General features: G+C 48.9%; 19 protein-coding genes. 12 read left to right on the forward strand and 7 right to left on the reverse strand.

Annotated features, from left to right (window positions below; genetic code table 11):
* Nucleotides 1-232: 232 nt before the first annotated feature.
* The 3 genes from FCL42_RS16130 to FCL42_RS16140 all read left to right on the forward strand — a co-directional run bounded on the left by FCL42_RS16130 (nucleotide 233) and on the right by FCL42_RS16140 (nucleotide 2,851).
* Entirely contained in the window at nucleotides 233-802 is a 570-nt protein-coding gene (locus tag FCL42_RS16130) for a hypothetical protein (protein WP_136864460.1), read from the forward strand.
* 126 nt (nucleotides 803-928) lie between these two features.
* On the forward strand, nucleotides 929-1,684 hold the full coding sequence (locus tag FCL42_RS16135) for a hypothetical protein (RefSeq protein ID WP_136864461.1): 756 nt from the start codon (nucleotides 929-931) through the stop codon (nucleotides 1,682-1,684).
* 429 nt (nucleotides 1,685-2,113) lie between these two features.
* A complete protein-coding gene (locus FCL42_RS16140) occupies nucleotides 2,114-2,851 on the forward strand; it encodes an HTH domain-containing protein (protein ID WP_136864462.1) in 738 nt (245 codons plus the stop codon).
* 149 nt (nucleotides 2,852-3,000) lie between these two features.
* Here FCL42_RS16140 and FCL42_RS16145 read toward each other — a convergent pair whose 3' ends face one another.
* Nucleotides 3,001-3,585 carry an SMI1/KNR4 family protein gene (locus tag FCL42_RS16145; RefSeq protein WP_136864463.1) on the reverse strand — a complete coding sequence of 195 codons (585 nt, stop codon included), beginning with the start codon at nucleotides 3,583-3,585 and terminating at the stop codon, nucleotides 3,001-3,003.
* A 356-nt stretch (nucleotides 3,586-3,941) separates the two neighbouring features.
* On the opposite strand from FCL42_RS16145, the gene FCL42_RS16150 reads away from it, so the two are divergent.
* The 3 genes from FCL42_RS16150 to FCL42_RS16160 all read left to right on the forward strand — a co-directional run bounded on the left by FCL42_RS16150 (nucleotide 3,942) and on the right by FCL42_RS16160 (nucleotide 7,719).
* Nucleotides 3,942-4,328 (forward strand): DUF2306 domain-containing protein, encoded by a 387-nt coding sequence (locus FCL42_RS16150; protein WP_136864464.1) that lies wholly within the window; start codon nucleotides 3,942-3,944, stop codon nucleotides 4,326-4,328.
* Nucleotides 4,329-4,707: 379 nt separating this feature from the next.
* Nucleotides 4,708-5,358, forward strand: a complete 651-nt coding sequence (locus FCL42_RS16155; RefSeq protein ID WP_136864465.1) for a hypothetical protein — start codon at nucleotides 4,708-4,710, stop codon at nucleotides 5,356-5,358.
* Between the two features lie 336 nt (nucleotides 5,359-5,694).
* Entirely contained in the window at nucleotides 5,695-7,719 is a 2,025-nt protein-coding gene (locus FCL42_RS16160) for a S9 family peptidase (RefSeq protein WP_407644379.1), read from the forward strand.
* A gap of 111 nt (nucleotides 7,720-7,830) precedes the next feature.
* Here the strand turns inward: FCL42_RS16160 and FCL42_RS16165 are convergent, their stop codons facing one another.
* Nucleotides 7,831-8,268, reverse strand: a complete 438-nt coding sequence (locus FCL42_RS16165; protein ID WP_136864466.1) for a YtoQ family protein — start codon at nucleotides 8,266-8,268, stop codon at nucleotides 7,831-7,833.
* Nucleotides 8,269-8,478: 210 nt separating this feature from the next.
* On the opposite strand from FCL42_RS16165, the gene FCL42_RS16170 reads away from it, so the two are divergent.
* Nucleotides 8,479-9,339 carry a DMT family transporter gene (locus FCL42_RS16170; protein WP_136864467.1) on the forward strand — a complete coding sequence of 287 codons (861 nt, stop codon included), beginning with the start codon at nucleotides 8,479-8,481 and terminating at the stop codon, nucleotides 9,337-9,339.
* A gap of 21 nt (nucleotides 9,340-9,360) precedes the next feature.
* Here the strand turns inward: FCL42_RS16170 and FCL42_RS16175 are convergent, their stop codons facing one another.
* Nucleotides 9,361-9,666, reverse strand: a complete 306-nt coding sequence (locus FCL42_RS16175) for a GIY-YIG nuclease family protein (protein ID WP_136864468.1) — start codon at nucleotides 9,664-9,666, stop codon at nucleotides 9,361-9,363.
* A gap of 123 nt (nucleotides 9,667-9,789) precedes the next feature.
* Between FCL42_RS16175 and FCL42_RS16180 the strand changes: the two genes are divergently transcribed.
* Nucleotides 9,790-12,123: a helicase-related protein gene (locus tag FCL42_RS16180; protein ID WP_136864469.1), complete on the forward strand. Its 2,334-nt coding sequence runs from the start codon at nucleotides 9,790-9,792 to the stop codon at nucleotides 12,121-12,123.
* 179 nt (nucleotides 12,124-12,302) lie between these two features.
* Nucleotides 12,303-13,667 carry an ammonia-forming cytochrome c nitrite reductase gene (gene nrfA, locus FCL42_RS16185; protein ID WP_136864470.1) on the forward strand — a complete coding sequence of 455 codons (1,365 nt, stop codon included), beginning with the start codon at nucleotides 12,303-12,305 and terminating at the stop codon, nucleotides 13,665-13,667.
* Nucleotides 13,668-13,774: 107 nt separating this feature from the next.
* Here the strand turns inward: nrfA and FCL42_RS16190 are convergent, their stop codons facing one another.
* Nucleotides 13,775-14,374 (reverse strand): response regulator transcription factor, encoded by a 600-nt coding sequence (locus FCL42_RS16190; protein WP_229359886.1) that lies wholly within the window; start codon nucleotides 14,372-14,374, stop codon nucleotides 13,775-13,777.
* Nucleotides 14,371-16,137: a sensor histidine kinase gene (locus tag FCL42_RS16195; protein WP_136864472.1), complete on the reverse strand. Its 1,767-nt coding sequence runs from the start codon at nucleotides 16,135-16,137 to the stop codon at nucleotides 14,371-14,373. Before FCL42_RS16195 ends, FCL42_RS16190 begins: the two co-directional genes overlap by 4 nt.
* A gap of 258 nt (nucleotides 16,138-16,395) precedes the next feature.
* Between FCL42_RS16195 and FCL42_RS16200 the strand changes: the two genes are divergently transcribed.
* Entirely contained in the window at nucleotides 16,396-17,427 is a 1,032-nt protein-coding gene (locus FCL42_RS16200; RefSeq protein ID WP_229359887.1) for a porin, read from the forward strand.
* Nucleotides 17,428-17,642: 215 nt separating this feature from the next.
* Here the strand turns inward: FCL42_RS16200 and FCL42_RS16205 are convergent, their stop codons facing one another.
* The gene (locus FCL42_RS16205; protein ID WP_136864474.1) at nucleotides 17,643-18,779 is read right to left on the reverse strand and encodes an FAD:protein FMN transferase; all 1,137 of its coding nucleotides are present in this window, start codon (nucleotides 18,777-18,779) and stop codon (nucleotides 17,643-17,645) included.
* A 55-nt stretch (nucleotides 18,780-18,834) separates the two neighbouring features.
* Nucleotides 18,835-20,166, reverse strand: coding sequence for an FMN-binding protein (locus FCL42_RS16210; protein ID WP_136864475.1), 1,332 nt, complete (start codon nucleotides 20,164-20,166; stop codon nucleotides 18,835-18,837).
* Between the two features lie 366 nt (nucleotides 20,167-20,532).
* Here FCL42_RS16210 and FCL42_RS16215 point away from each other — a divergent pair, with 366 nt between their 5' ends.
* Nucleotides 20,533-21,363, forward strand: a complete 831-nt coding sequence (locus tag FCL42_RS16215; protein WP_136864476.1) for a class II glutamine amidotransferase — start codon at nucleotides 20,533-20,535, stop codon at nucleotides 21,361-21,363.
* Nucleotides 21,356-22,828 carry a glutathione synthase gene (locus tag FCL42_RS16220; protein WP_136864477.1) on the forward strand — a complete coding sequence of 491 codons (1,473 nt, stop codon included), beginning with the start codon at nucleotides 21,356-21,358 and terminating at the stop codon, nucleotides 22,826-22,828. Before FCL42_RS16215 ends, FCL42_RS16220 begins: the two co-directional genes overlap by 8 nt.
* Nucleotides 22,829-22,843: the final 15 nt, after the last annotated feature.

Raw genomic sequence — 22,843 nt, forward strand, 5'->3', positions numbered from 1 at the left:
TTCTTACTTGTTATCGGTCTCTCGATAGAGGAGCCATCACTGTATCGAACTGCCGATTAGAGAACTTTAGTTGCAGCTAAAGTCTGGGCCTCACCTTACCCGAATTGAGTCGTTATTATCCATACAATGCACTGTAGGCGGATTTCAGCCAGCCCGGCTCTGCTCGTGCCTCGCGGATTTTAACCGGGCAGACTGCTCCCGCTAAGTGGAGCGTTATACTTTAAGGAAAAATATGCGACTTTTTATTAAGAAAAACTTCCCTCGAATTGATCCTAGTCCGCTTGTTATATGGACAATAGCAAGTTTGTTTCTTTTGTTGTTTTGTAGCGTAACGGGTATATCAACTGACTTTATAGAAGGTAATGCGACTGTTATTAATCTATTTTATGGCATAGCGGTTACTGCAATAATACTTCCGATATTGATCTTATTGTTACTTTGGTTTGAGCATGACAATTGCTTTTATAAATACTCGCATTGGGTAGCTAGGTTATTTTCAGATACAGCCTTAGGTTCTGCTGGATTTATTACGGTTCAATTCGTCTTTATTGATAAAAATGTTGAGAAAGGGCTTTGGGTGTTTTTTGGTTCTTTGCTTTTTGCAATCGTAACTAATCACTTGTTTCTAGCGGTATTTGATCAAAACAGAGGCTCAAGAAAGCTAGTGAAATCGATAGATAGAAGCTCTAACACTGAAATAAGCTCTAGAAAGGTTGAAGTAAAAGTAATGGTGTTTAGTTTAATTGTTGCTGTGCTTACTGCGGGAGGAGTCCTTTGGTCGCTGTGGCAACTAAAAGTATAACAAAGCGTTTAAGATAATTCCAGACGGGCCGGATCCGCTCGTACGTCGCAAAGAATAGCCGGCCAGCCTGTTCCTGCTAAGTGGAGCGTTAGGTTCACCTATCAAGTAAGGAGAATTTTAGAATATATGGACATAAAAATACTATCAGTAATATTAGGAGCGGTTTTGGGTGGATTGATCAGTTCGACTGGATATTTATTTCGAGAAAAAAGAGAATTAAAAGAAAAGGTCAACGAGTCATTGTTTCAATTACTAGACGTCTGGTCTCTAGTAGCTATGCTAAAGTTTAGTAATTCTGATTCATTCTTAAACCAATTAATAGAAGAGATAAAAATACGGTTTCCTGCAGAAAGCATAGAGGATAAAGAGAAGAAATTAATAAAGCAAGGTATGGTGAAATCAATTCCAATGATGATGGGAAATCGCGAATCTTTAGATGGTCACTCTTTGAAAGCATATAAATCATCCGTAAAGGAATTAGCTGGAATATATCCAATGCTTGCATTTGACTTAAACAAAAATGATATGCTAATAAATCTTCTTTCGTATATAGATACTATTGCCTCAGAAAAAATTAGCTCGGATGAAGAAGAGGCACTTCTTTCAAATGTGAAAGGTTTCATGTTTAATGAAGCTCTCAACGATCTTGAAGTTGGATTGTTAAAACTGGCAAAGCTATCTGGTAGAAGTACTACAAAAGATGTTGGGCATAGAATTGCAAGAATAAATAAAAGGTTCGGAAAACTTCCTTCAAGTGCATTTGATGAATATATTGAGAATGTAATTGCCCCACTAGTTCAACATCACTATAATTCTTTGGGTATAGAAAACCCAAACATTGTCAAAAGTGAACCTAACAAATTGCTCAAGAGTGACGGCTAACTTTTGGCATTTTTGTTTCGGTTGAGTTTAGTGACTACGGTTGATTTTCTTGGCTTTCGTGGTGTTAGCGGCACCTTAGCAAGGCATTAAATTGAAGCGGAACTTCGTAGAGGGAATTTAGGGTATGTGGGAATTAGTATCGTTCATGATCGCCTTTGGGATCTTAATGTTAGTAATGAACTATTTTGTAGATCCTCGGCAGCTCATTGAAGACGTAAGGGAACTCAAGGGAGCCGACAAGCGAATTGAGATTCTAGAAGAGCGAGTAGCTAGGCTAGAGGCCGAACTTCAGAAACAAAATAATAGTGCTTCAAGTTAAAAAGGCACTAAAGACGGATTTCAACCAGGCTGGCTTTTACTCGTGCCTCGCAGAGTATAGCCGGGCAGTCTGCTCCCGCTAAGTGGAGCGTTAGGGTTACAAGGAGTTACATGTCTTATATTGCAGAAATGGCATTAGAAATATTGAAAGATAATCCTAAAGGGTTACATGTAGATGAAATAGCCTTATTGATTTTGGAAAAATACCAAAACCTAAAAATTGATGCAGATTCGCTGTCCGCAAAACTATCGAGTCGATTGTCGACTGAGTTCAGAAGCAAAAAATCAAAATCGCGATTCTCAAAAGTCAAAAATAAAAATGGCTCCTTTAAACGAGGCATTTATAAAGCTAAAAAATTTCGATCAAATTCAATTCAACATGTAGCTATACAACCTATTGAAGCCCCAAGCTCTAATTTTGTCGGCGCGGCTGGTGAGCATGCCGTTTTAAGTGAATTACTATTTCGTGGTTACAACGCTGCAATAATGACAGTTGATGAAGGGATTGATCTAGTTGCATCTAAAAGTAATAGGTATTTCCATATCCAAGTCAAAACCGCATCTGAATCTGCGAGCGGTTTTAGTTTTTCAATTAAGAAGCACATATTCGAAAATAATGACCAAAGTCCTACGTTTTATGTCTTATTGTGTCGCAGATTTATGAATTCTCACTTTCACCATGATTATGTAATATTACCTAGCTCTGTTGTTGCGACTTTTATAAATACTGGTGCAATTAAAGATACGAATACTATATCTATCAGGGTTTCAATTAATGAAGGTAAATTCATGCTTAATAAAACAGTTGATATCAGTAAGTATATAAATAATTTTGAGCTGATAAAGTAACCCTAACAAGCTGTTCAAGATCAACTTGAATTTGACCCGATTTAGTGGGGCACTCAACATCGTTAGATAAGCTGTCACAGCCCCTGTCTTACTAATTTCCACTTAAATCCAACCTGCTACGAAGCAAGCACACGAAAGATAAACAGACCTTAGTAATCTAGTTCAATTAATAGACGTTCAAAGCTAGTCAGAGCGGGAAAGATATCGACGCCGTCATAAGTTATATAAACGACTTCGGGTTCATCTTTTACGTTAAAGTCTAGACACAAAAGATCTCCGTTATCATTTGCGAAAGGTATCAGCTTACGCCAATCACGCCCATCAAGCTCTTTATCATATTCACCAGAGCTAAAGCACTCATCTAAGGTTTCTTTATCATTGTAGTAGCTTGCACTACCCGGTAGGTAAAAACCGTCAAATAGTGTAAATTTGATATTTTTCGTATGTTTGTTGTCAACAATATCGAAACCGATCGACAGGGATTTGCTCATGTCATCTGGTGCACAGGGGTAAGAGTAATTACAGCTGTGATCAAAGTAAAAGCCGCCACACTCTTTTATGAACGATAGAAATAGTTCAGGGAACTTAATGTTGAGTTCCGTTTCGATAGGGGCATGGTCAAACGGTTCATCATTTTTAGCAAACCACATCGACGAGATCTTAGGGTTTTGTTTCGGAATGCTTTGGGCATTCCCATAAAATAGAGCTTTGTAAGAGTTGTTTCTAACCAACATTGTTAATTCCCTTAAATGAATATTTCGATTCTACGATAAACAGCAATTTGTACCAGTAAGAAATTCTTAGAAAAATCTTTCATAAGGACATTGTAAAATCTCGAAACTATGTAATCCTAAGCCAGCTTAACGCACCTATAAGCATAAAGCGTGCAATTGTAGCCAAAACTGGACAGGAAGCGCTACATCTCTGAGATTTCGAAGAACAGTGCGTTAAGACGAACATGAAGTTGACCACCGTCATGTCGCTGGTATTTCAACAATTAAAGCTAAGCAGAGGGCGCCCGCCAAGGAGGTGGGTTGTCATTAATTTTTAAATATCAATGGCTTATGAAAAAAATAAGGAGTATTAATTCGTGAGTTATCTTGAACTTGCCTATATCCATCTTGTCACTGTTGTTCCTGCATTCTTAATTGGCACTTATCTGATCTTTACGAAAAAGGGTACTCCAAGCCATAAAAGGCTCGGAAGAGTCTATATGATTCTGATGCTTTTTTCGGCAACCACATCTCTTTTTATGGAAGCTCAAGTGGGTTCATTGGTATTAGGGCACTTTGGGTTTATTCATTTACTGAGTTTTTTAACGATTTATGCGGTTCCTGTGGCGTATTTTTCAGCCAAAAACGGCAACATCAAAAGACACAAAATGAGTATGGTGGCCTTATATGTCGGAGGCATGCTTGTTGCGGGTACGTTTGCTTTAATGCCGGGACGGTTACTTCATGATTGGCTTTTCGTTTAAGCCGTTTTTCAGGCTTGCACACCATCAGTCCCAACAGTGGCTTAAAGTTGGCTTGTTGTCGTTCTTCCCCAATATCGTTGGGCTGAGGTGTCACAGCAGCCTGTGAAAACGCGGGTAATCAGAACGACAGTCTCTCGGCGAAATGAAATGGATTGCTAGCTTCATTGTAGTGACCAGTTGTGACCTGTTGTGAGTAAAAGGATGAAGTTGTGAAGGGAGCTTGCTTGGCCGCAGCGATAGGCGCTGCGACTGTAATACTATTTTTAACCTATTTCATTGATTTTCATGACTTTTAGTTAATAAAACAAGGTGGACAATCTCGCGTTCACCCTGTTTAATGGCTGCCCTGTAATGTTTTATCTACTCAATGGCGCCGCACATGGAATCATTTAACCACTTTCTCGACACTCTAAAATTGCATCCAGAATCTTCTCGATTAGCCCTTGTTGATGCTTATCTGCTGCAGAATCCCAATTGCGCACAAGCTTATTACCAGCGCGGGCTTATTCATGGTGCCATTTACACCTACAACAAGGAAAAGTTGGTTCATCTGGAGTACGGCGATAGCGATCAAGCCATTGCAGATTTCGAAAAAGCCATCGAGCTGGATCCTAAGTTCGTTGCGGCCTATGCAGAGAAAGCCTCGCTTTACTTGCACTTGGATATCGACGACGTGGGCGGGGCAGAGTTGATGGAGCAGGCGCTAGCGATTGAGCCAGATAACATTGCCTGTTTGAACCTCTACATGTCGCTGACGTCAACTCAAGGCATCAATGGTGAGTGCATCGACATCTGTAAAAAAATCATCGAACTGCAACCAACGGCGAAGCACAAGTATGATCTCGCGGAGACCTATTTCTACCTGGCGGAAGAGTATGTCGGCGTGCTAGATCAGGAGAGCCTTGAAAACCTTGAGCAAGCCATCCTTCAATTGAATGTTGTGATTGAAGAAGATCAAGATGAGATCGTTGTTAAAGAGAGCCGAGAGTTGCTTGAACAAGCTTTGGAGCTCAAAGCGAGTATGGCTTAACTCCCGGTGTATCGGCTTTGCTTGTGGTAAGCCATGAGCAAAGCCAAATGGTGCCGATGACCGTAGACCTCACTTGCCCTCTCATGGGACTTTGACTCTCTCAACTCTCACACTTTATTCTTCACTCCCCAAGCCATTAAAAAAACAGACTTTCTAACAAATTTGTTGATGCCGTAAACGGTGCCTTGCCGTACCTTAATTCGTTCCCAGTAGGTCATGGCCTGCTGGCTAAAGGCTTGCGTCGATGAGCCAAATAACAATGGAATGAATCACTATAAAAAGGGCATCAACATGATGGGGAAGAGGGTTTTTAGTGCCGTGGCGATGGCCGCGGTAATGGGCGTTAGTGCATCGGTGGCCGCAGAGCAACATACACCGTCGTCATACCTTGAGTTAAAGGATCTGTTTAATCTTGAGTACGCCGCCAATCCGGTAGTGATGCCGGATGGCGAGCGAGTCCTATTTCAGCGCAGCAGCATGGACATTATGACCGATGGGGTGCGCACCAATTTGTGGACGGTGGCGTTGGATGGCAGTGACCCAATGCCACTGCTATCGGATACCAAAAACCATTTTAATCCGCTGTTTTCTCCTGATGGCAAAAAGATGGCTTACCTGTCGAGCAAAGAGGGACAGATACAGATCTATCTTAGCGATCTCGCCAGTGGCAACACCACCCGAGTCACTGACGTTGCCAAAACCCCCACTCATTTGAGCTTTTCTCCAGACGGTAAGCAGCTTGCTTTTTCCATGTTTACCCCCACCAAAGCCAACCCCCTATTCAGCTTAGATTTTAAGCCCGAAGGCGCGAAGTGGGCCGACGATGCCCATTACATCGATCAAACCCTATTTCAACGAGATGGCTTGGGAATGAAGCGTCCGGGCAATATGCAGCTGTACGTTGTGCCTTCGATTGGCGGCACCCCTAGGCAGATTACCTTTGGACCCAATGATTACACTGGGTCAATTGCATGGCATCCCAATGGCAAGCAAGTCATTGTTTCCGCCAACATTCGCGAGGACTCGGATTTTGATGTACTGAACAGCGATCTGCTGAGCATCGATGTTGCTACCAGTGAAGTGTCACCGTTGACCGATGCCAGCGGCCCTGAACAAAGCCCGTTAATGAGCCCTAAGGGGGATAAGCTGGCGTTTGTTGGTTATGAAGATAACGGCCAGGCGATGCAGGTGAATCAGCTGTACGTTATGGATCTTGATGGTGCGAACATCACCAGTTTAACCCCAAAGTTAGACCGTTCCGTGGGGGATCTTAAGTGGGCGGATAACGGCAAAGGGGTGTACTTTAGTTTTGATGACATGGGCAAAAAGCACGTTGCTTATGTGAACCTAAAGGGCAAAATCTCAGTTAAAACCGATGCCCTGGGGGGCTTGAGCATTGGCCGGCCGTATACCTCTGGCCATTACGATGTGCTGGATGATGGCCGCATAGTTTTCACTCACTCTACGGGTGTGCGCCCAGCGGATCTGGCGGTGGTGTCTCGTCGCGGCAAGGTGCAGTCATTGACTGACCTAAACAGTGACCTGTTTGATCACAAAACCTTGAACCAGCCTGAGCTACTTCAGATCAAAAGCAGCGTCGATGCACGGGATCTAAACGCGTGGGTGGTCACCCCGCCACACTTTGACCCGAGCAAAAAATACCCGCTTATCCTTGAGATTCATGGTGGCCCCCATACCGCGTACGGTCCTGAGTTCTCCGCAGAAGCGCAGCTATTTGCCGCCGCCGGTTATGTGGTGGTGTATGGCAACCCGAGAGGGTCAACGTCCCAAGGGGCTGAATTTGCGAACCTGATTGATAAAAATTACCCGTCTGAAGATTACAACGATCTGATGGACATGGTGGACGCGGTGATTGCCAAAGGCTACGTGGATACCCAAAACCTGTTTGTCACCGGTGGCTCCGGTGGTGGGGTGCTAACCGCGTGGATCATCGGCAATACCGATCGATTTAAGGCGGCGGTAGTGGCCAAGCCGGTGATCAATTGGGTCAGCATGATTGGCACCTCAGACATCTACACCTACATGACCAAATATTGGTTTAGCGATCTGCCCTGGAATGATTACCAGCAGTACTGGCGCCGCTCGCCACTGTCTCTAGTGGGCAATGTAACCACGCCAACCATGGTGCTTACCGGTGAGCTGGATGTGCGCACGCCGATGGCCGAAAGTGAGCAATACTACGGCGCTTTGCGTTTGCAGGGGGTTGAAAGTGCGTTGGTGCGAATTCAAGGGGCGTACCACGGCATTGCCGCAAAGCCGTCGAACTTGGCGCGCAAAGTGGGTTACATCTTGGCTTGGTTTGATAAGTACCAAGACAAACCTGAACAGCAGCCAAAGTAGTTAACGGTTGGGGCTGCGTTTGCCTTTGCCGTGATGACTCAGCCTGAGCGGGATAGTTTTTGCCGAGGTTTTTGCATTAACCCGTTCAGGCTGCATCGGTGGCTGCTCAGATTAACGCAGGGTATAGTCCAAAATCTCGACAATTTGCTCTGGGGTGGTTGCCCAGCCATTGGCGGCGGCGTCCACCTCTTTAAGGGCATGAATCAACTCTTCATCATGCAGCGTGAGGTAGGGTTTGCCCAGCGCGGCGCAAAAGCCAGCGTCGAAGGCGGCGTTCCACTGTTTGTACTTGTTGCCAAAGCGGATGATCGCCAAGTCGCAGGATTGAATCGCGGTTTGGATGCGGATGGCGTTCACCTTGGCGGATTTGTGGTCTCGCCAAAAGTTTTGGGTTTCTGCTCCGAGGCAATCCCCAGCGGCGTCACTGGATTCGTGATCCGTATTGGGCGACACAAACTCTACCTCGACCTGCTTTGCCTTGCAGGCATCAATGATCCGTTGACGCCAGTCGGAATGAATCTCTCCTGACAGGTAAACTCGAAATGCCATGTTGTACTTCCCTGATAATTTTTTGATTTGAGACTGCCTATTGTAGGGCTTGCGCGACTGAAGTCGATGCCAATGAACGGCAGGTGATATCGATGCCTTTAGGTTATGGCTAAGACCATAAGCCTTTAAGGTGAAACCCCAACATTGTGGAATACTCTATGCTGTTACCCCTTTGATAATTTACCCTTTAGGCGCCAAGTTAACTCAAGTATGAAAGCGGTTGTTCTCACGCTCACCTCCCTGATTGCCTTTGCTGGAAACTCCATTGTGTGCCGCATGGCGCTGGGCAGCGGCATCATTGATCCAGCTAGTTTCACCTCCATACGACTACTCTCTGGTGCCGTCACCCTAGTGGTGCTGCACTACTGGGTGAGCTACTCGACAAAAAAGGCCTCTGTTGATGACGCCAAAGGCAGTTGGCGTGCCTCGCTGGCCCTGTTTCTATACGCCCTGTGTTTTTCATACGCGTATTTAAGTCTGCAGACGGCAACTGGCGCTCTGATCCTATTTGCTGCGGTGCAGATCACCATGCTGCTGTTGAGTGCGCTAAAGGGCACCAAGTTGCATTGGACGGAGTGGCTTGGGACTATTGCTGCGTTTGCTGGCTTTGTGTATCTGGTTGCCCCTGAGCTGGCGACCCCTTCACTGAAGGGCTTGGTATTGATGTCGATATCTGGCATCGCCTGGGGGCTCTACACCCTTGCTGGGCGCGGTTCAACCGACCCGCTCAGCGATACCATGCATAACTTCGTTCGAACCATGCCGATGCTGCTGGTGCTGACGATGGCAACGGCTGAGGTTGCGGTGCTGTCTAGTAAAGGCGTCGCCTTGGCCTTGGCGTCTGGCGCGTTGATGTCGGGGCTTGGTTATGCCATCTGGTATCAAGTGCTCAGGCAGATCTCGGCGGTACAAGCGGCGGTGGTGCAGCTGTCGGTGCCGGTCATTGCCGCGTTAGGCGGAGTTATCTTTGTTGGCGAAGCCATCGATTTACGATTAATGACATCGGCGCTGATCATACTCGGCGGCATTTTGATGGTTATTCTAGGAAAGCGTTATGCCTTGCCCAGTTAGGGAGTAGGGGGCAGGCAAGTTTCAGGGTTGCGGCGGCTCGGCGGTTGTTTGCAGGTAGCAGGTCAGCGCCTCAGGCAGTTGCTGGCACTTCACTATTTGCTCTTTGTCTTTTTTAGAGAGCTGCTTGATGGCGTATTCCAGTTTTGAGGCGGCGCTGCGATCGCCCACCTCAATGCAAAAAGCTAAGCTCAATGGCCCTTTCCCGCGAAGCGCTTTGGCACCAGTGCCGTTTTGATGCTGACTAAAGCGGCGCTCGACCTCGGTGGTGATGCCAGTATAAAGATGGTTGCTGGCGGTGCGCACCAGATAGAGAGACCAGACAGACATAACAAAAAGCAGTAGCAACCTAAAATCAAAGAGGCCAAGGGTAACCTGTGAGGGCAAAACTGCAACCTCAGTTGTCGGGATTGAGGTACACTGGCCGCCAACTAAGACTGTTTTACCATTGCCATGCCGACACCAAACTCCCTTCCCATCGACGCCCTCTACGCTGAATTTCATCAGGCTTTAACACGAAGTCACCTCGTGGTGGAGTCGCAAACCGGCTCAGGTAAGTCCACTCGATTGCCCCTTTGGGCGGCAGAGACCGGCCGAGTGCTGGTGGTGGAGCCTCGGCGAGTGGCTTGTTTGGCGCTGTCTGATTACTTAAACAGTCAGTCTGAGCTCATTATTGGTCATGCCATCCGTTTTGAGTCCACCGTGGATGAACAGACTCAGGTGGCGTTCGTCACCCCAGGTGTGGCGCTGCGCTGGCTGAGTGAAACGGAATTAAGCGATTTTGATGTGGTGATCATCGATGAATTTCATGAGCGCCGCTGGGATACGGATCTGCTGCTGGCGCTGTTAAAGCGGCAACAGAAACATAAGCTAATTTTGACTTCCGCCACCATTGATGGCGCGCGCTTGGCCAACTATTTGGGCGGTGAGCGTCTGGTGGCAGACGGCCGCCAATTTGATGTGGCCATCTCCTATTTAGCTCAAGACAGCCGTCAGCTTGCGGACGTGCGAGGGCTGGAGTCCAGAGTTAAGGCCGCCGTTGAGCGCGCCATCGACGAAACGCCAGGGGACATCTTGGTGTTTTTGCCGGGGAAAAAAGAGATTGCTCAATGCCAAAGCCAGTTAAAGGGGCTGGATCTGCATCTGGTGCCTCTGCACGGCGGCGCCAGTAATGAGGCGCAGCGGGCTGCGCTAACCCAAGGTTCAAAACGACGGGTGATACTGGCGACGAACGTGGCGGAAACCTCACTGACCATTCCTGGGGTGACCTGCGTTATCGATTCTGGTCTTGAGCGCCGAACTCATCAGCGTAATGGGCGTACGGTGTTGGGATTGCATCGTATCTCAAGCGCCAGTGCCGCTCAGCGCAGCGGCCGCGCCGGTCGAGTGCAAGCGGGCAGCTGTTTTCGATTGTGGGGGCAGTTTGCGCCGATGGAAGCGTTGACGCCACCGGAGATGCAGCGAGAGGAGTTGGTCGAACCGATGCTGGCGGCAGCATGCTCTGGCGCTGTTCTGTCTGAGCTGGGTTTTGTGGATGGCTTGCCAGAGAAGTCCCTTGCGATTGCCAAAGATAAGCTGCTGCAGATGCAGGCGATCGATGAGCAGGGGAGGGTGACGGAGCATGGCAAGGCATTGTATCCACTGCCCATCGATACCCTATTTGCCCACCTTATTACGGCCATGACCAATCAGCCCCACCGAGAGGCTATGGTGGATCTGGCGTCGGCGCTAAGCTTGGGGCAACGGCTGTGGCAGCCACCAAGTTCAGCTGAGGGAGTTGAGGCGCTAAAACAGTGGCAACCTCTCTGTTGCGATGCCACCACCTTAATTGAACTGTTGCGCCGGCCTTTGCCTGAAGCGCTCATTGCCGATGCGATGCTGTTAAAGGAAGCGCGGCAACTGTCGGATCAGATTCGAGCCGCATTGGCGCTGCCCCAGTTGTCGGTAGCCACCCCCTACCAGCGTAAACCTTGGTTAAGGGAGGTGCTCAGTGCTCAGCCGGACTTGGCCTTTGTTCGCCGCGCGAAACGTCGTCAGGCACTGGGGAATGGCTTTAGCGAAGTGCAACTTGGCCGCGATAGCCGACTTGAGGATAGAGCGGAAGCCGCGGTGGTCTTCGATCAATTCGCCCTGCCGGGTAAAGGGGTAAAACAGACTTTGAACCTCGGTACCTGTCTGGCACCGGTGACGCTGGCTGAGCTGATTGACGCCGGTATTGGTCAGGCTCAGCCTGGGGAGCTGCAAGAAGATGGGGCAACCTTGGTGATTCCTTTGCACTATGCGGGGCGGGAGATTGGCCGAGTGAGCGAACGATTAGAAAATCAAAATGTGATTCCGCTGTTGGTGACCGCCATTAAGGAGGAGCGAATTTTCCCAGGGCTGTACGCTGAGCTTCAACAGGACATCGATGCGTATCAGCTTTGGGTTAATTTGGGACTTTGTGAGGAGAATCCGCAACCTATCTCGACGCCGGAAGCCTGGTTAACCACAACGCTTACTGACTTGGGAGTGTTAGGCTTTGATGATATTGAGCTAATTGAACCACAAGATCTTAAATTTGTAGGAATTCCCTACTGGCAACGATCCGAATTCGACGAAAAATACCCTCGTAATTTGGTGCTACCTGAGCTAAAAATTAGGGTGCAGTATCTCTATCGACGCAAAATTGTGGAGCTAGAGTATGTGAGCGGAACCCGCAAATCAGGACCGAAACGCTGGGAATTGCCACGCTGGAACGGGTGGCGCGTTCAGTATCGAAAGGCCAGTAAGGTTGTGGTGGTGTCATAAGCGTTTGATATAAATCGATAAATTCGTTAGTGAAACTCTTTCGGCATCATGTCTGGTTTTAGCTAAAAATTTGATCTGAAACAGCTTTTGGTTTGAATACTCCTTAAGGGGTATGCATACGGATTCTTGGCTTATCTATCATGTACCTGAGAGATAAAAAGCCTCTAGGAGAGGACGAGATGAAAGCGATGAACAAACTGCTTATTGCCATGACCGCAGCCGCAATTGCTGGCGGCGCAGTGGCTAAAAACAAGCCTGAAGATGCCAACAACCTGACCTGGAAAGAGAAGTACCCTGAACAGTACAACTCTTGGGCAACCACTAAGGACGACGATGAACTGACTGACGCGCTGGCGGAAGATCCAAATCTGGTGATTCTGTGGGCCGGCTACGGTTTCTCTAAAGACTACAACAAGCCTCGTGGTCACTACTACGCATTGATCGATAACATTCGCACTCTGCGTACCGGTGGTCCAATGACCGATACTGACGGCCCTATGGCTGCCAGCTGCTGGGGCTGTAAGACTCCTGACCTGATGCGCATGTACGACAAAGTGGGCGAAGGCGAGTTCTCCAGCAAGAAATGGGGTGCTTGGGGTGACGAGATGGGCAACGTAATTGGTTGTGCCGACTGTCACGATGCCGAAACCGGCAAAGCGATGCCTCAGCGTCCATTCGCAATGCGCGCATTTGCTGCTTCTGGCCAGAAGTTTGAAGATCAAGAAGAGAACATTCAGTCTGCAATGGCCTGTGGTCAATGTCACGTTGAATACTACTTCGACGGTACTGACAGCAAGAAAGTGAAGTTCCCTTGGAACGGCGGTATGGGTGCAGACGAAATTCTGGCCTACTACGATGCTCTGGGTTTCAAAGATTGGACTCACAAAGTTTCTAAAGCGCCAATGCTGAAAGCCCAGCACCCTGAGTGGGAAACTTGGTCTTCCAGTATGCACGCTGAAATGGACGTGACCTGTATCGATTGTCACATGCCGAAAGTTGAAAATGCATCTGGTAAAGAGTTTACCAAGCACAACGTTGGCAACGCCATCGACAACTTCGATGCAACTTGCTCTGGTTGTCACGACACCAAGCAAGAACTGGTTGACGCTCTTGCGGCTCAAAAGCACGAAGTTGAAACTGCCAAACTGGCTGCAGAAGACGAGCTTGTTAAGGCTCACTTCGAAGCGGGTGAAGCTTGGAAAGCCGGTGCGACTGAAGCTGAGATGAAGGCTGCTCTGCAGGACATCCGTCACGCTCAGTGGCGTTGGGATTACTCCATCGCTTCACACGGTATCCACGCTCACAACCCTGAGTTGGCCGTTGAAACGCTGGGTACTGCGAAAGAAAACGCCATCGAAGCTCGCGCTAAGCTGAAGAAGGTACTGGCTAAGCACGGTGTAACCAAGGTGACTTACCCTGATTACTCCACCAAAGCCGCTGCTCAAGCTGCTATCGGTCTGGACAAAGCTAAGCTAGACGCTGAGAAGAAGAAATTCTTGGAAGAGCGTGTTCAGAAAGAATGGCCTGTTAAAGTAGAGTTCTAATTAGGTCCCCTCACACAGCCTAATTAGATAACTCTATCGGAAAAGCGCCCCTCGGGGCGCTTTTTTCGTATTGAAGAACAATGCTTTTCGTTAAGGAGAGTGGGAGATTAAAACTGATTTTTCCCTACTAAAAATGCCAGTTCAGCGGCATTTTTAACGCCCATTTTTTTGAGTAGATTATGACGGTGAATTTCGACTGTCCGTTGGGCGATGAATAGCTTGTCGCAGATCTCTTTGTTCGTTTTACCTTCTATTACCAACAGCATCAATTGGGTTTCCCTTTCGGTTAGCGCGTCTATTCGTTGTTGCCATTGCGCGGCTTTAAGGCCGTCGTGGCTTTTTTCTTCAGACAGCGACAATCCTTTTTCTATTAATGGTAGCAACCTATCTGGATTAACTGGTTTTTCGAGAAAGTCCAGAGCGCCTGCTTTCAGAGCACTGACTGCTCTGGGAACGTTGGCATGACCGGTCAAGATAAGTACCGACAGGCGACTATGACGGCGGCTGAGCTCCTGTTGCAGTGCCAAGCCATCCATGCCGGGCATCTCGATATCTAAGATGGCCACCCCAGTGGTTTCTGGGGCGATAGAGTCCAAAAACTCGCGGGCACTGCTAAAGCCTTGTGAGGTGATACCTTTAGCATCCAGCATCCACTGAAGTGCTTCACGTACGTCATGGTCGTCATCGACTAGAAAAATAGAGCTCATGAGGCTTTCCTTAGTGGGAGTCGGCAGATCAATGTCAGACCTTGAGGGCATGAGCACGCCTCAATTTGACCTTGATGCTCTTCAATAATGCGCTTGCAGATGGTCATGCCCAGTCCAAGTCCTTGCGGCTTATCACTTTCAAAGGGCAGAAACAGGCGCGCAAGTTTTTCTTGGGAGATTTGAGGTCCCTTATCTTGCACTTTTAATGTTAACCACGAGGTGTCGCTGGTAAGACTAACCTTGAGTTTACGCTCGGCTTTAGGCTGATCTTGCATAGCTTCCATGCCGTTACGCATCAAGTTGACTAGGACTTGTTTCAGCAGTGTTGGGTCGCCCTGAATGATCAATGTTTTTTGATCATATTCAAGATCAATATGGCAGCTATTATGACGACAGTCGGGGGCCATCAGCGTCAAGGTGTCTTTAACGAGTTCAACCATATCAACGGCAGTTGCTTCTGAGTTATGGGCACAGAAATCCCGCAATTTTTGAATGATCTGCCGCGCTCGTTCGGTTTGTTCTCCGACCCTTTGTAGCCCTTGATGCAGCTCATCTTTGTTAATTACCTCTGATTCCAGTCGATATTGGCAACCTTGGGTGAGGTAACGAATGCTGGCCAGTGGTTGATTCAGTTCGTGAGCGATGCCTGAGGCCATCTCTCCTGTTAGCAGAACCCGCTGTGCTTTGTAAAATCCTCGCTGTTGTTGCTCTAGGTTCTCTTGAGTGAGGCGATGATCGTCAATTTCCTGCCTAAGCTGGGCTGTACGGCGAGTTACCAAGGCCCTAACTCGAAGATGGTGCAAGTAGGCTAGTAGAGCTAGGGCGGCAATGGCGGCTAGATAGGGCAGTAGCTCTGGCCAGAAGTCGGTTAGCTCTAGGTCGAAAGGCCAAAGCTGGATGTCTTTAAGTAGGGCGTAAACTTCGCGGTTATCTACCGGTACTGTCCAGCCGCCATAACGGCCGGTGACGGCGGCGTCGTCTTGAGGGTGTAGGTCGAGAAGCAGCCGAGTCACTTGTCGTGCTAAGGCCTGTTCGGCATGACCTAAAGCGGACAGAGCGGAGTAAGGGTAGAGCTGGGTACTGGTGGCACAGGGGCTGTCACTGGATTGTTGCAGTACCACGGTGAGCTCACCTTTCGCAATTAGATTGCTCGCTTCCATGCTTTCCAGCAGGCAGGTCGGGACAATGGCGGCATCGGCGCTGCCACTGATGACGCTATGCAGCAGCTTGGACTGCGGGTAACCGATAAATTTGAGGTAGGGAAAGTCGCTTAAGGGCGACAATCCATGTTGGTCAATCTCCCGCCAAAAGGCGATAAAGCCGCCAAACGCTTGTTGGCCCACTGAGACTATCTGAAGTGACTGCAGTGCTCGCCAATCATCCACTTGATGGTTGGCTCGCATGACAACGGCAGAGCCCACGGCTAGTGCTGGGTTGCGGCCGTTAAGTGGTTTAAGAGTTAACAGTTGGCTGGTGCCGTGACGCTGCTTGAGTTGCAGGGTTTTGACGGCGTTACCAATGAAAAAGTCAAAGGCCTGATTCTCCACTAACCGGTCTACCTGATGAGGTCGCAGCGCCACTAGCACCAACTGATGCTGCGGTAGGTGCTGATTAAGGTAATCCACCGTGGGTTGCCAGCGCTGACGTACTTTGACCGGATCATCAAAGGCCAACACTGCCATCCGTACTCGCTCTTTGGCGGCGAGGGTGAAAGGCTGGGCCAGCAGTATCAGTAGCAGCGGTATTAGCAGTTTATTAATCACGTCAATGGGAACAGATTTTGTCAATGAATACAGTTTAGCGGCCAGCTTGGGCTTGGAATGTGAGGTGGTTCACCTTAACCCTCGACATACGGAAAACCACTATATCGGCTAAGCAGCGGCTTTGATGAACTGTGGTCAACCGCAAAGCATGACTCACCGGGAAGGGTGAGCCGAAGAAAGTAGCCAGTAAGGATTGCAGTGGCTCTCTTTGCAATGACCGATTGATAAGTATAGGGCGAAGGCCCACGAGGAGTAATGATGAAACTCACCCCCATTGCGTTAGGTCTGTTGGCAGCCGTTGCTGGCACTGGTGTTCAAGCGGATGAACTGCAGTTTTATGGTCGAATCGACTATTCGATTACGAATAGTGATTCTGGCTCGGCCACCCACGATGGTAAGTCCGGTACCACGATGGAGAACAACTTCACCCGTGTTGGTATTCGTGGTGAAGTGCCAATCAATGATCAGCTGGCGTTCTTCTATCGTGCTGAAGTGGGATTGAATGGCGATGACCAGACGAAAGATACGGTATCGTCTCGCCCAACATACGCAGGTTTAAAGCATACGACGTTAGGATCCATCGCCTTTGGCCGCATCGACCCTGTGTTTAAGATGACCAAAGGTTTTGCAGACGCTTTTGATAATTACAGCACCAAGCACGATCGCCTTTTTGCTGGTGATAAGCGCCACGGAGACTCTTTGGAGTATCGCAGCAGTGTATTTAGTGGCGTGCAGTTTGGTGCTAGTTTGATTCTGGAAGACGACTACTACAACGATAATGATCCTCGTAAAGACAATGGGAACTACCAGTTAGCGGTTACCTATGGTGATAAGAAGTTCCGTCACTCCAACCTCTACCTTGCTGCTGCCTACAGTGATGGGGTTGAGGACATAGAGGCCACTCGTGTTGTGGCCCATTACAAGCTAGACAACTGGACCTTTGGCACCATCATGCAGCAGTCTGAACTGGTAAACCCAAATGCTGCGGGTTATGAGGGGCGAGATGGTTTTGGCTACATCCTAAGTACCACCTACAAACTGGGCGGCTGGAAACTGAAAGCTCAGTATGGTGAAGATGACTCTGGTACCGGTAAAATTGCCGGCCGAGTCTATGGCAAGCATGGTGACAGCATTGAAACGGCACCAACCGTTAGCCAGTGGGCGTTAGGTGCTGAGTACTTCTTCTCCAAACAGCTGCGTCTGCACACCGAAGTTGGCCAATTCTCGGTGGATGATTACAGTGAGTTTGATGACACGGTAACCAGCGTCGGCCTTCGTTTCGATTTCTAAATTGTGTGATGACAAAGCCCCAGCAACCGTTCTCCGTTGCTGGGGCTTTTTTGCATCTGGCATTCAAGCTTGTTGAGCGGGCTGATGATTAACAGCGTTTAGCGGTCGATGGTTGATGGGGACTGCGGCCGGCTGTTGCCGCCGTGTTTTAGGGGCTGCCTTGCTATAGGTGGAGGGGGCTTTCAACTGGAGCGATTGAAAGCCATTAGGGTTGGTTATTGTTGAGTGTAGCGAGAGAAGCCTGAGCTATAGAGGCGATTACCTGACTCATCCAGTGTCCACATCGCTTCCAAATAAGGGAGGCTTTCGGCGAGCGCTTGAGCTTGCTTGGTGGGCATAAGAAAGAGAGTTGTGGAGAGTACATCCGCAAACACATGGTTGCTGGACAGCACTACAGAGGTCGCTACACCACCCTGTTTTGGGTAGAGCGTAGTGGGATCGATGATGTGGTGATATTCCCTGTCACCTACTTGATAGTACTTAAGGTAGTTGCCGCTGGTCACTACGGTGATATCTTCCCCCTTAATGACCTCGCTATAGCGAATAGGCAGTTGGTCGCAGCCAGGCAGTTGGAATTGGTGTTTGCGACAAACTGGATTTTCAATGGCGGTGACAAAGGCACGCTCTTGTGGGTGCTGACCAAAATGGCGAATGTTACCACCTGCATTAATCACCACGGAGCGCACGCCTTGATGCTTGAGGTAATTAAGCACCTTTTCCACCATCCAACCTTTGGCGATACCGCCCATATCTAGGCTCATGCCGTCGGCCATGGTGACGCTGTGGTTGGTTTTATCCAGCGTGATATTGGAAATTTTTGTGTGGGTAGCAGCTTCTTCTAAGGCTTGTTGGGACGGGATGGCGCAGTGGACTCCATCTTGCTGTTCACATGTAAATCGCTGCTGACGCCAAAGTTGAACCACAGGGCCGATGGCGATATTGAAATAGCCTTTGGAGATCTCATGCCACTGAATGCCCATTTCTATCAGCTCAAATAGTTCAGGTTCGACGTGATGGGTTTGTGTTGGCGCTAGATTGAGAGACTTAATGTTGGTCACGCCTGTATAGGTACTGTAATCCGATGCCAATTGGTGATAGCGCTTTATCAATTGCAGAGAGTGGCATAAAGCCGCTTGGGCATCAGCGGTACCTGCATCGAATATCTCGATGCCAATGGAGGTTCCAAAATAGTCCAGGGTGTAGAGCACGGTGCGATCATCCAGAGTTTGGATGAGACCGTGCTGTTGGCACAAGTTAGTATTTAAGGGCTCAGATTGGGCAGTGGCCACAGGGGAACTAAGAGCGGCGATGAGGCCAATAGCGGCCAAAGAGAATTTTGGGAGTGGAGTCATAGTAAGACCTTTGACGAAGCAAACGAGGCTGGAAAAACCAGCCTCGCTTTTGGGGTTAGTTGTGGCTGCGAACCACCTTGTCTGCCCGCATCTCTTTGTAGAGCAACTGGGCCTGTTCTAAGTAGCGATCCCATGAATCTGAACGCTTGGTAAAGCCGGTTTGAGCGTAGCTGCCGCTGTCTCCGGTTGCGGGCAGATCGTTGATGTCGAAAATGGAGCCGCCGTTTTTCACGTGAGCGTTTAAACCATCGAACATGACGTTAAAGCCAATTCGGGCGGGTTCGATGTAGTTGATGGAGTCATATTTGGATTGACGGTAGTACTTCTTCAGGGAAGCGTCGCGGATCTCTGACTTGGAGTCGGCAAAGATCTCATCGTAGTAGACGTCAACAATCTCTTGGCTGCCGGTATCTACCACAAAGCGCAGTACTGAGGTCAGGCCGGTCCAGCGGCCTTTGCTATCAAGCATCTTCTCAGCGTTCTGATACATCCGCAGTGTGGTGCCGCCATCGTTAATGCGATCGTAGATCTTGGCGGTTAGCGGTACCATCGATTGCTGAATGGAGTTAGAGGCGCCTGCAACGATGTCCAGCTCTAGGTATTTCAGACGGTTTGGCTGATTCAGCTTGTTGGCCAGTTTCGGGTCGTAATCTGGGTTAGGCTCGAAGGTCAGCTTATCTTTTTCGACCATCATCTTTTCCATAGTGAGTGCCGATTGAACCCAGGCGGTGCCTTTCTTTTTGCCCATGGAGAAGTTGTACTCAGACATACGTTTGGGCACGTCTTGATACAAGCGAGTGTAGTAGTTTGGACGGCCGCTCTCCTTAAATTCAGCCAGAATCACGTCCTCTGGATTGGCGCTGTCCAGCACAATGATCATGCTGCCAAGATGCCCCTGACGAAAGCGAGCTTCCTCGTAGTAGTAGTCGCCCTTAATCAAACCAAGCTGTGGTTGAATGGACCACTTCAACTTGAACTCATCCTGCTGTTTTTCTGATGCGCCAACGCTTTGGTATTCAGGTTTTGAACCATCGGTTCTTGGCAGTTTGTTGACCGCCTCCAGAATGCCGTTGGAGGAGTAGGTAGAGCCTGAAACCGCATCGATACCTTCATGGCCGTTGTTTTTTACGATCTGAGGCAGTAGACGCTCCGCATTGAGATATAGAGACTCGGTCTCTTTATGGGACTTGGTAACTGCATTTTGAATGCTGCCGTCTTTAACTTCGACTTCAAGGGTGATTTCGCTTTTCTTACCCTTGCCGGAAACTTGGTGGATACCATCAACGTACTTTCCCTGTGGCGCTTGAGAGGCACAGCCAGTGGCCAAAAGGCTGAGCAGGGCAGCTGCGGTAAGGGTGTAGCGAAGGTGGTGAGTATGTTCTGCCATGGAGGGCTCCTAACTCGTAGATTGATTATTCTGCAATGGGTCTTGATGACCTTTACTAGCAGACTAATTAATCGTGGATTTGAGCCATATAGTGGTTTTCCGTAGCAGGGTAAGAACAGTGATTGAGTTCACAGCTGGCTCGTGACTGATTTTTTTCCCCTTCGATAAACCAGGCGAGGCAGGCTTATAACCTAAACAATTCAAATTATCAGTGGGCGTAATTCAGGCCTAAATCCCTTGACAGTGTCTGGCGAAGTCGTAAAAATCAGTTTTATATTTCTAGTTTCTTCGAAGTTTAATTTGAGACTCCGCGTATTGTCCTTATGGCTCGCGGGCTTCGAAGGTTAACCGATGGTGAGGTTGGTCATGTGTGAGCTTCTAGGGGTGAGTGCCAATGTGGCGATCTCTTCCCGTAAGGTGTTTTCTGTATTGGCAGAGCGAGGGGGCAACAGCGGCCCCCATAAAGATGGTTGGGGCGTCACCTTCTATGAGGGAGAGCAAGGGCGAGGTTGTCGAACCTTTAAAGATACGGATCCTTGCTGCTGCTCAAAAACGTCGGAGTTTGTAAAACAGCAGCCTTTCCCCAGCCAGCTGGTCTTGGCTCACATTCGAGATGCCAATCGCGGCTCTGTCAGCATGGAAAACACTCACCCCTTTACTCGTGAGCTATGGGGGCGCTGCTGGAACTATGCCCACAATGGCCAATTGGATGCGTTTGAACAGTTGGATACCGGTGACCATCACCCGCTGGGGCAAACCGACAGTGAGCAGGCGTTCTGTTGGCTGCTTAATCAGATGAAAACAACCTTTGTTACTCCGCCGAGCGATACCCTGGAACTGATGGAGTTTGTGGCCACGAAAGCGGCTTACCTTAGTACTCTGGGGGTTTTTAATATGCTGCTCAGTGACGGCGAATACCTGTTGGCCTTTTGCGCCACCAAGTTGTCTTGGGTTACGCGGACGGCACCTTTTGCCTCCGTGGAATTTACCGACGGCGTCGGCAGCCAAAATCTGGCAGCGGAATATCAGGAGCAGGATGTTATCTCCTTGGTGGCCACCCAGCCACTGACCGATGAACCCTGGTGCCAGCTGCAACAAAACGATTACGCCATTTTTCACCGAGGTCGCTGTATTCGCTGCAGCGCCCAGAATTCACCAGCCCATCATTTACAAAGCGGTATCAAACAAGATGTCTAATTCAATGACTCAGCGAGCCGTTCAAGAGGCGGTGGAGTGGGGGCTATCCAATGGCTTGGCGTTCAAGAGTTCCGCCGCCGTTGCGACCCAGGTGCCTTTCAGTTTTACCCCTAGTGTGATTGAGCAGGCTCGGTTTGAGCGCATTCGTCATAGTTCGCCGGTGCTGGCCAAACTTATCCACGCCATCTCGGAAGATACCGCGTTTTTGATTCAGGCCATTGAGCCGGTTGCCGATGGAGACCCGTTTTTCAGAGCCTTGTTGGCAATGGAAAAACAACTTGCTGATGCCCCTAGATTGCCGGTATTGATGATGCGGTCCGATTTTATGGATGACCAAGTTCGTGGGCCGCAATTAATTGAGTTTAATGGCATTGCGGCGGGAATGGGGCCATTTGGGCAGCGGATTCATCAGCTGCATCAGTATCTATCGCAACAGTGGTCAGAAGCCTTTGGTGACTGGTTGAGTGCGCATCAAGGGCCGTTAGTGGCCAATCGGGCGATTACCGGTTTGGCTGACGGCATTGCCTTGGCAAGTCATCAGATAAAGCGAGAGCATGCCGATGAAGGGCCGGTTCGCTTTCTAATGGTGGTGCAAGAGAACGAAGATAACGTCTATGACCAGCACTTACTGGAGCAGGCACTGCATCGCCGCGGCATTCAATCCGTGCGCCGCAGTTTTGATGACCTTAGCCATGCGTTATCGACGGGAGCTGGACAACGGTTGATGTTGGATGGGGTTGGTAGCATCGATTTTGTGTACTTAAGAGCGGGATATCAGTATCAAGATTACGTTTCCCCTAGCGACAGTGAACAGGATTGCTGCGAAAAGCTGGCGCTAACCAGAATGCAGATTGAGCGTCATCGAGTGGCCGTTAATGCCACGGTCAGTCAGCAGTTGGCGACCAGCAAACGTGTGCAAACCCTATTGGCAGCGATGCCTATCGACTGTTTTTCCCGCTTTGGTTTAGACATTGATGAGGCGAAATTGGTTAAAGCGGTCTTGGGGGATATTCGCCCGGTGACGCTTGCGAACATTAACTGGTTTCAGGCTCAGCGAAGTAGCGATTGGGTGCTTAAAAACCAGAGAGAGGGCGGCGGTCACTGCTTATTCGATGAGGCGATCTTGCCTCGGTTGCAGTCACTGTCAGTAGCGGATTATCCGTCTTGGGCATTGATGCGGCGTATACAGCCGGTGCCGCGTCCGTCGGCGGCTCTGGTGGTGAGACAGGCACGCACTCAGGTGGTGGACGATCTGATCAGTGAGATTGGGATTTTTACGGTTCATGTGAATGGGGTGCCAGCCACGGAAGATAATGGGTACGCCGGCTACCTTATTCGCAGTAAATCCGCGAAGGCGACCGAAGGAGGGGTTCACAGCGGTGTGGGAGTTCTGGACTCTCTGGCATTTGCCTTGGAATCGGTGATGACTGAATCCACGCAAACTGATGTCGATACCGACGCGTGATGAATGGTAGGGAAT

This window comes from Ferrimonas aestuarii (genome assembly GCF_005116665.1).
GTDB lineage: Bacteria > Pseudomonadota > Gammaproteobacteria > Enterobacterales > Shewanellaceae > Ferrimonas > Ferrimonas aestuarii.

Excerpts from the sequence above, each read along its gene's own strand:
- FCL42_RS16130 (WP_136864460.1), top strand. The coding sequence starts at position 233 with ATGCGACTTTTTATTAAGAAAAACTTCCCTCGAATTGATCCTAGTCCG.
- FCL42_RS16135 (WP_136864461.1), top strand. The coding sequence starts at position 929 with ATGGACATAAAAATACTATCAGTAATATTAGGAGCGGTTTTGGGTGGA.
- FCL42_RS16140 (WP_136864462.1), top strand. The coding sequence starts at position 2,114 with ATGTCTTATATTGCAGAAATGGCATTAGAAATATTGAAAGATAATCCT.
- FCL42_RS16145 (WP_136864463.1), bottom strand. The coding sequence starts at position 3,585 with ATGTTGGTTAGAAACAACTCTTACAAAGCTCTATTTTATGGGAATGCC.
- FCL42_RS16155 (WP_136864465.1), top strand. The coding sequence starts at position 4,708 with ATGGAATCATTTAACCACTTTCTCGACACTCTAAAATTGCATCCAGAA.
- FCL42_RS16160 (WP_407644379.1), top strand. The coding sequence starts at position 5,695 with ATGGGCGTTAGTGCATCGGTGGCCGCAGAGCAACATACACCGTCGTCA.
- FCL42_RS16165 (WP_136864466.1), bottom strand. The coding sequence starts at position 8,268 with ATGGCATTTCGAGTTTACCTGTCAGGAGAGATTCATTCCGACTGGCGT.
- FCL42_RS16170 (WP_136864467.1), top strand. The coding sequence starts at position 8,479 with ATGAAAGCGGTTGTTCTCACGCTCACCTCCCTGATTGCCTTTGCTGGA.
- FCL42_RS16175 (WP_136864468.1), bottom strand. The coding sequence starts at position 9,666 with ATGTCTGTCTGGTCTCTCTATCTGGTGCGCACCGCCAGCAACCATCTT.
- FCL42_RS16180 (WP_136864469.1), top strand. The coding sequence starts at position 9,790 with ATGCCGACACCAAACTCCCTTCCCATCGACGCCCTCTACGCTGAATTT.
- nrfA (WP_136864470.1), top strand. The coding sequence starts at position 12,303 with ATGAAAGCGATGAACAAACTGCTTATTGCCATGACCGCAGCCGCAATT.
- FCL42_RS16190 (WP_229359886.1), bottom strand. The coding sequence starts at position 14,374 with ATGAGCTCTATTTTTCTAGTCGATGACGACCATGACGTACGTGAAGCA.
- FCL42_RS16200 (WP_229359887.1), top strand. The coding sequence starts at position 16,396 with ATGAAACTCACCCCCATTGCGTTAGGTCTGTTGGCAGCCGTTGCTGGC.
- FCL42_RS16205 (WP_136864474.1), bottom strand. The coding sequence starts at position 18,779 with ATGACTCCACTCCCAAAATTCTCTTTGGCCGCTATTGGCCTCATCGCC.
- FCL42_RS16210 (WP_136864475.1), bottom strand. The coding sequence starts at position 20,166 with ATGGCAGAACATACTCACCACCTTCGCTACACCCTTACCGCAGCTGCC.
- FCL42_RS16215 (WP_136864476.1), top strand. The coding sequence starts at position 20,533 with ATGTGTGAGCTTCTAGGGGTGAGTGCCAATGTGGCGATCTCTTCCCGT.
- FCL42_RS16220 (WP_136864477.1), top strand. The coding sequence starts at position 21,356 with ATGTCTAATTCAATGACTCAGCGAGCCGTTCAAGAGGCGGTGGAGTGG.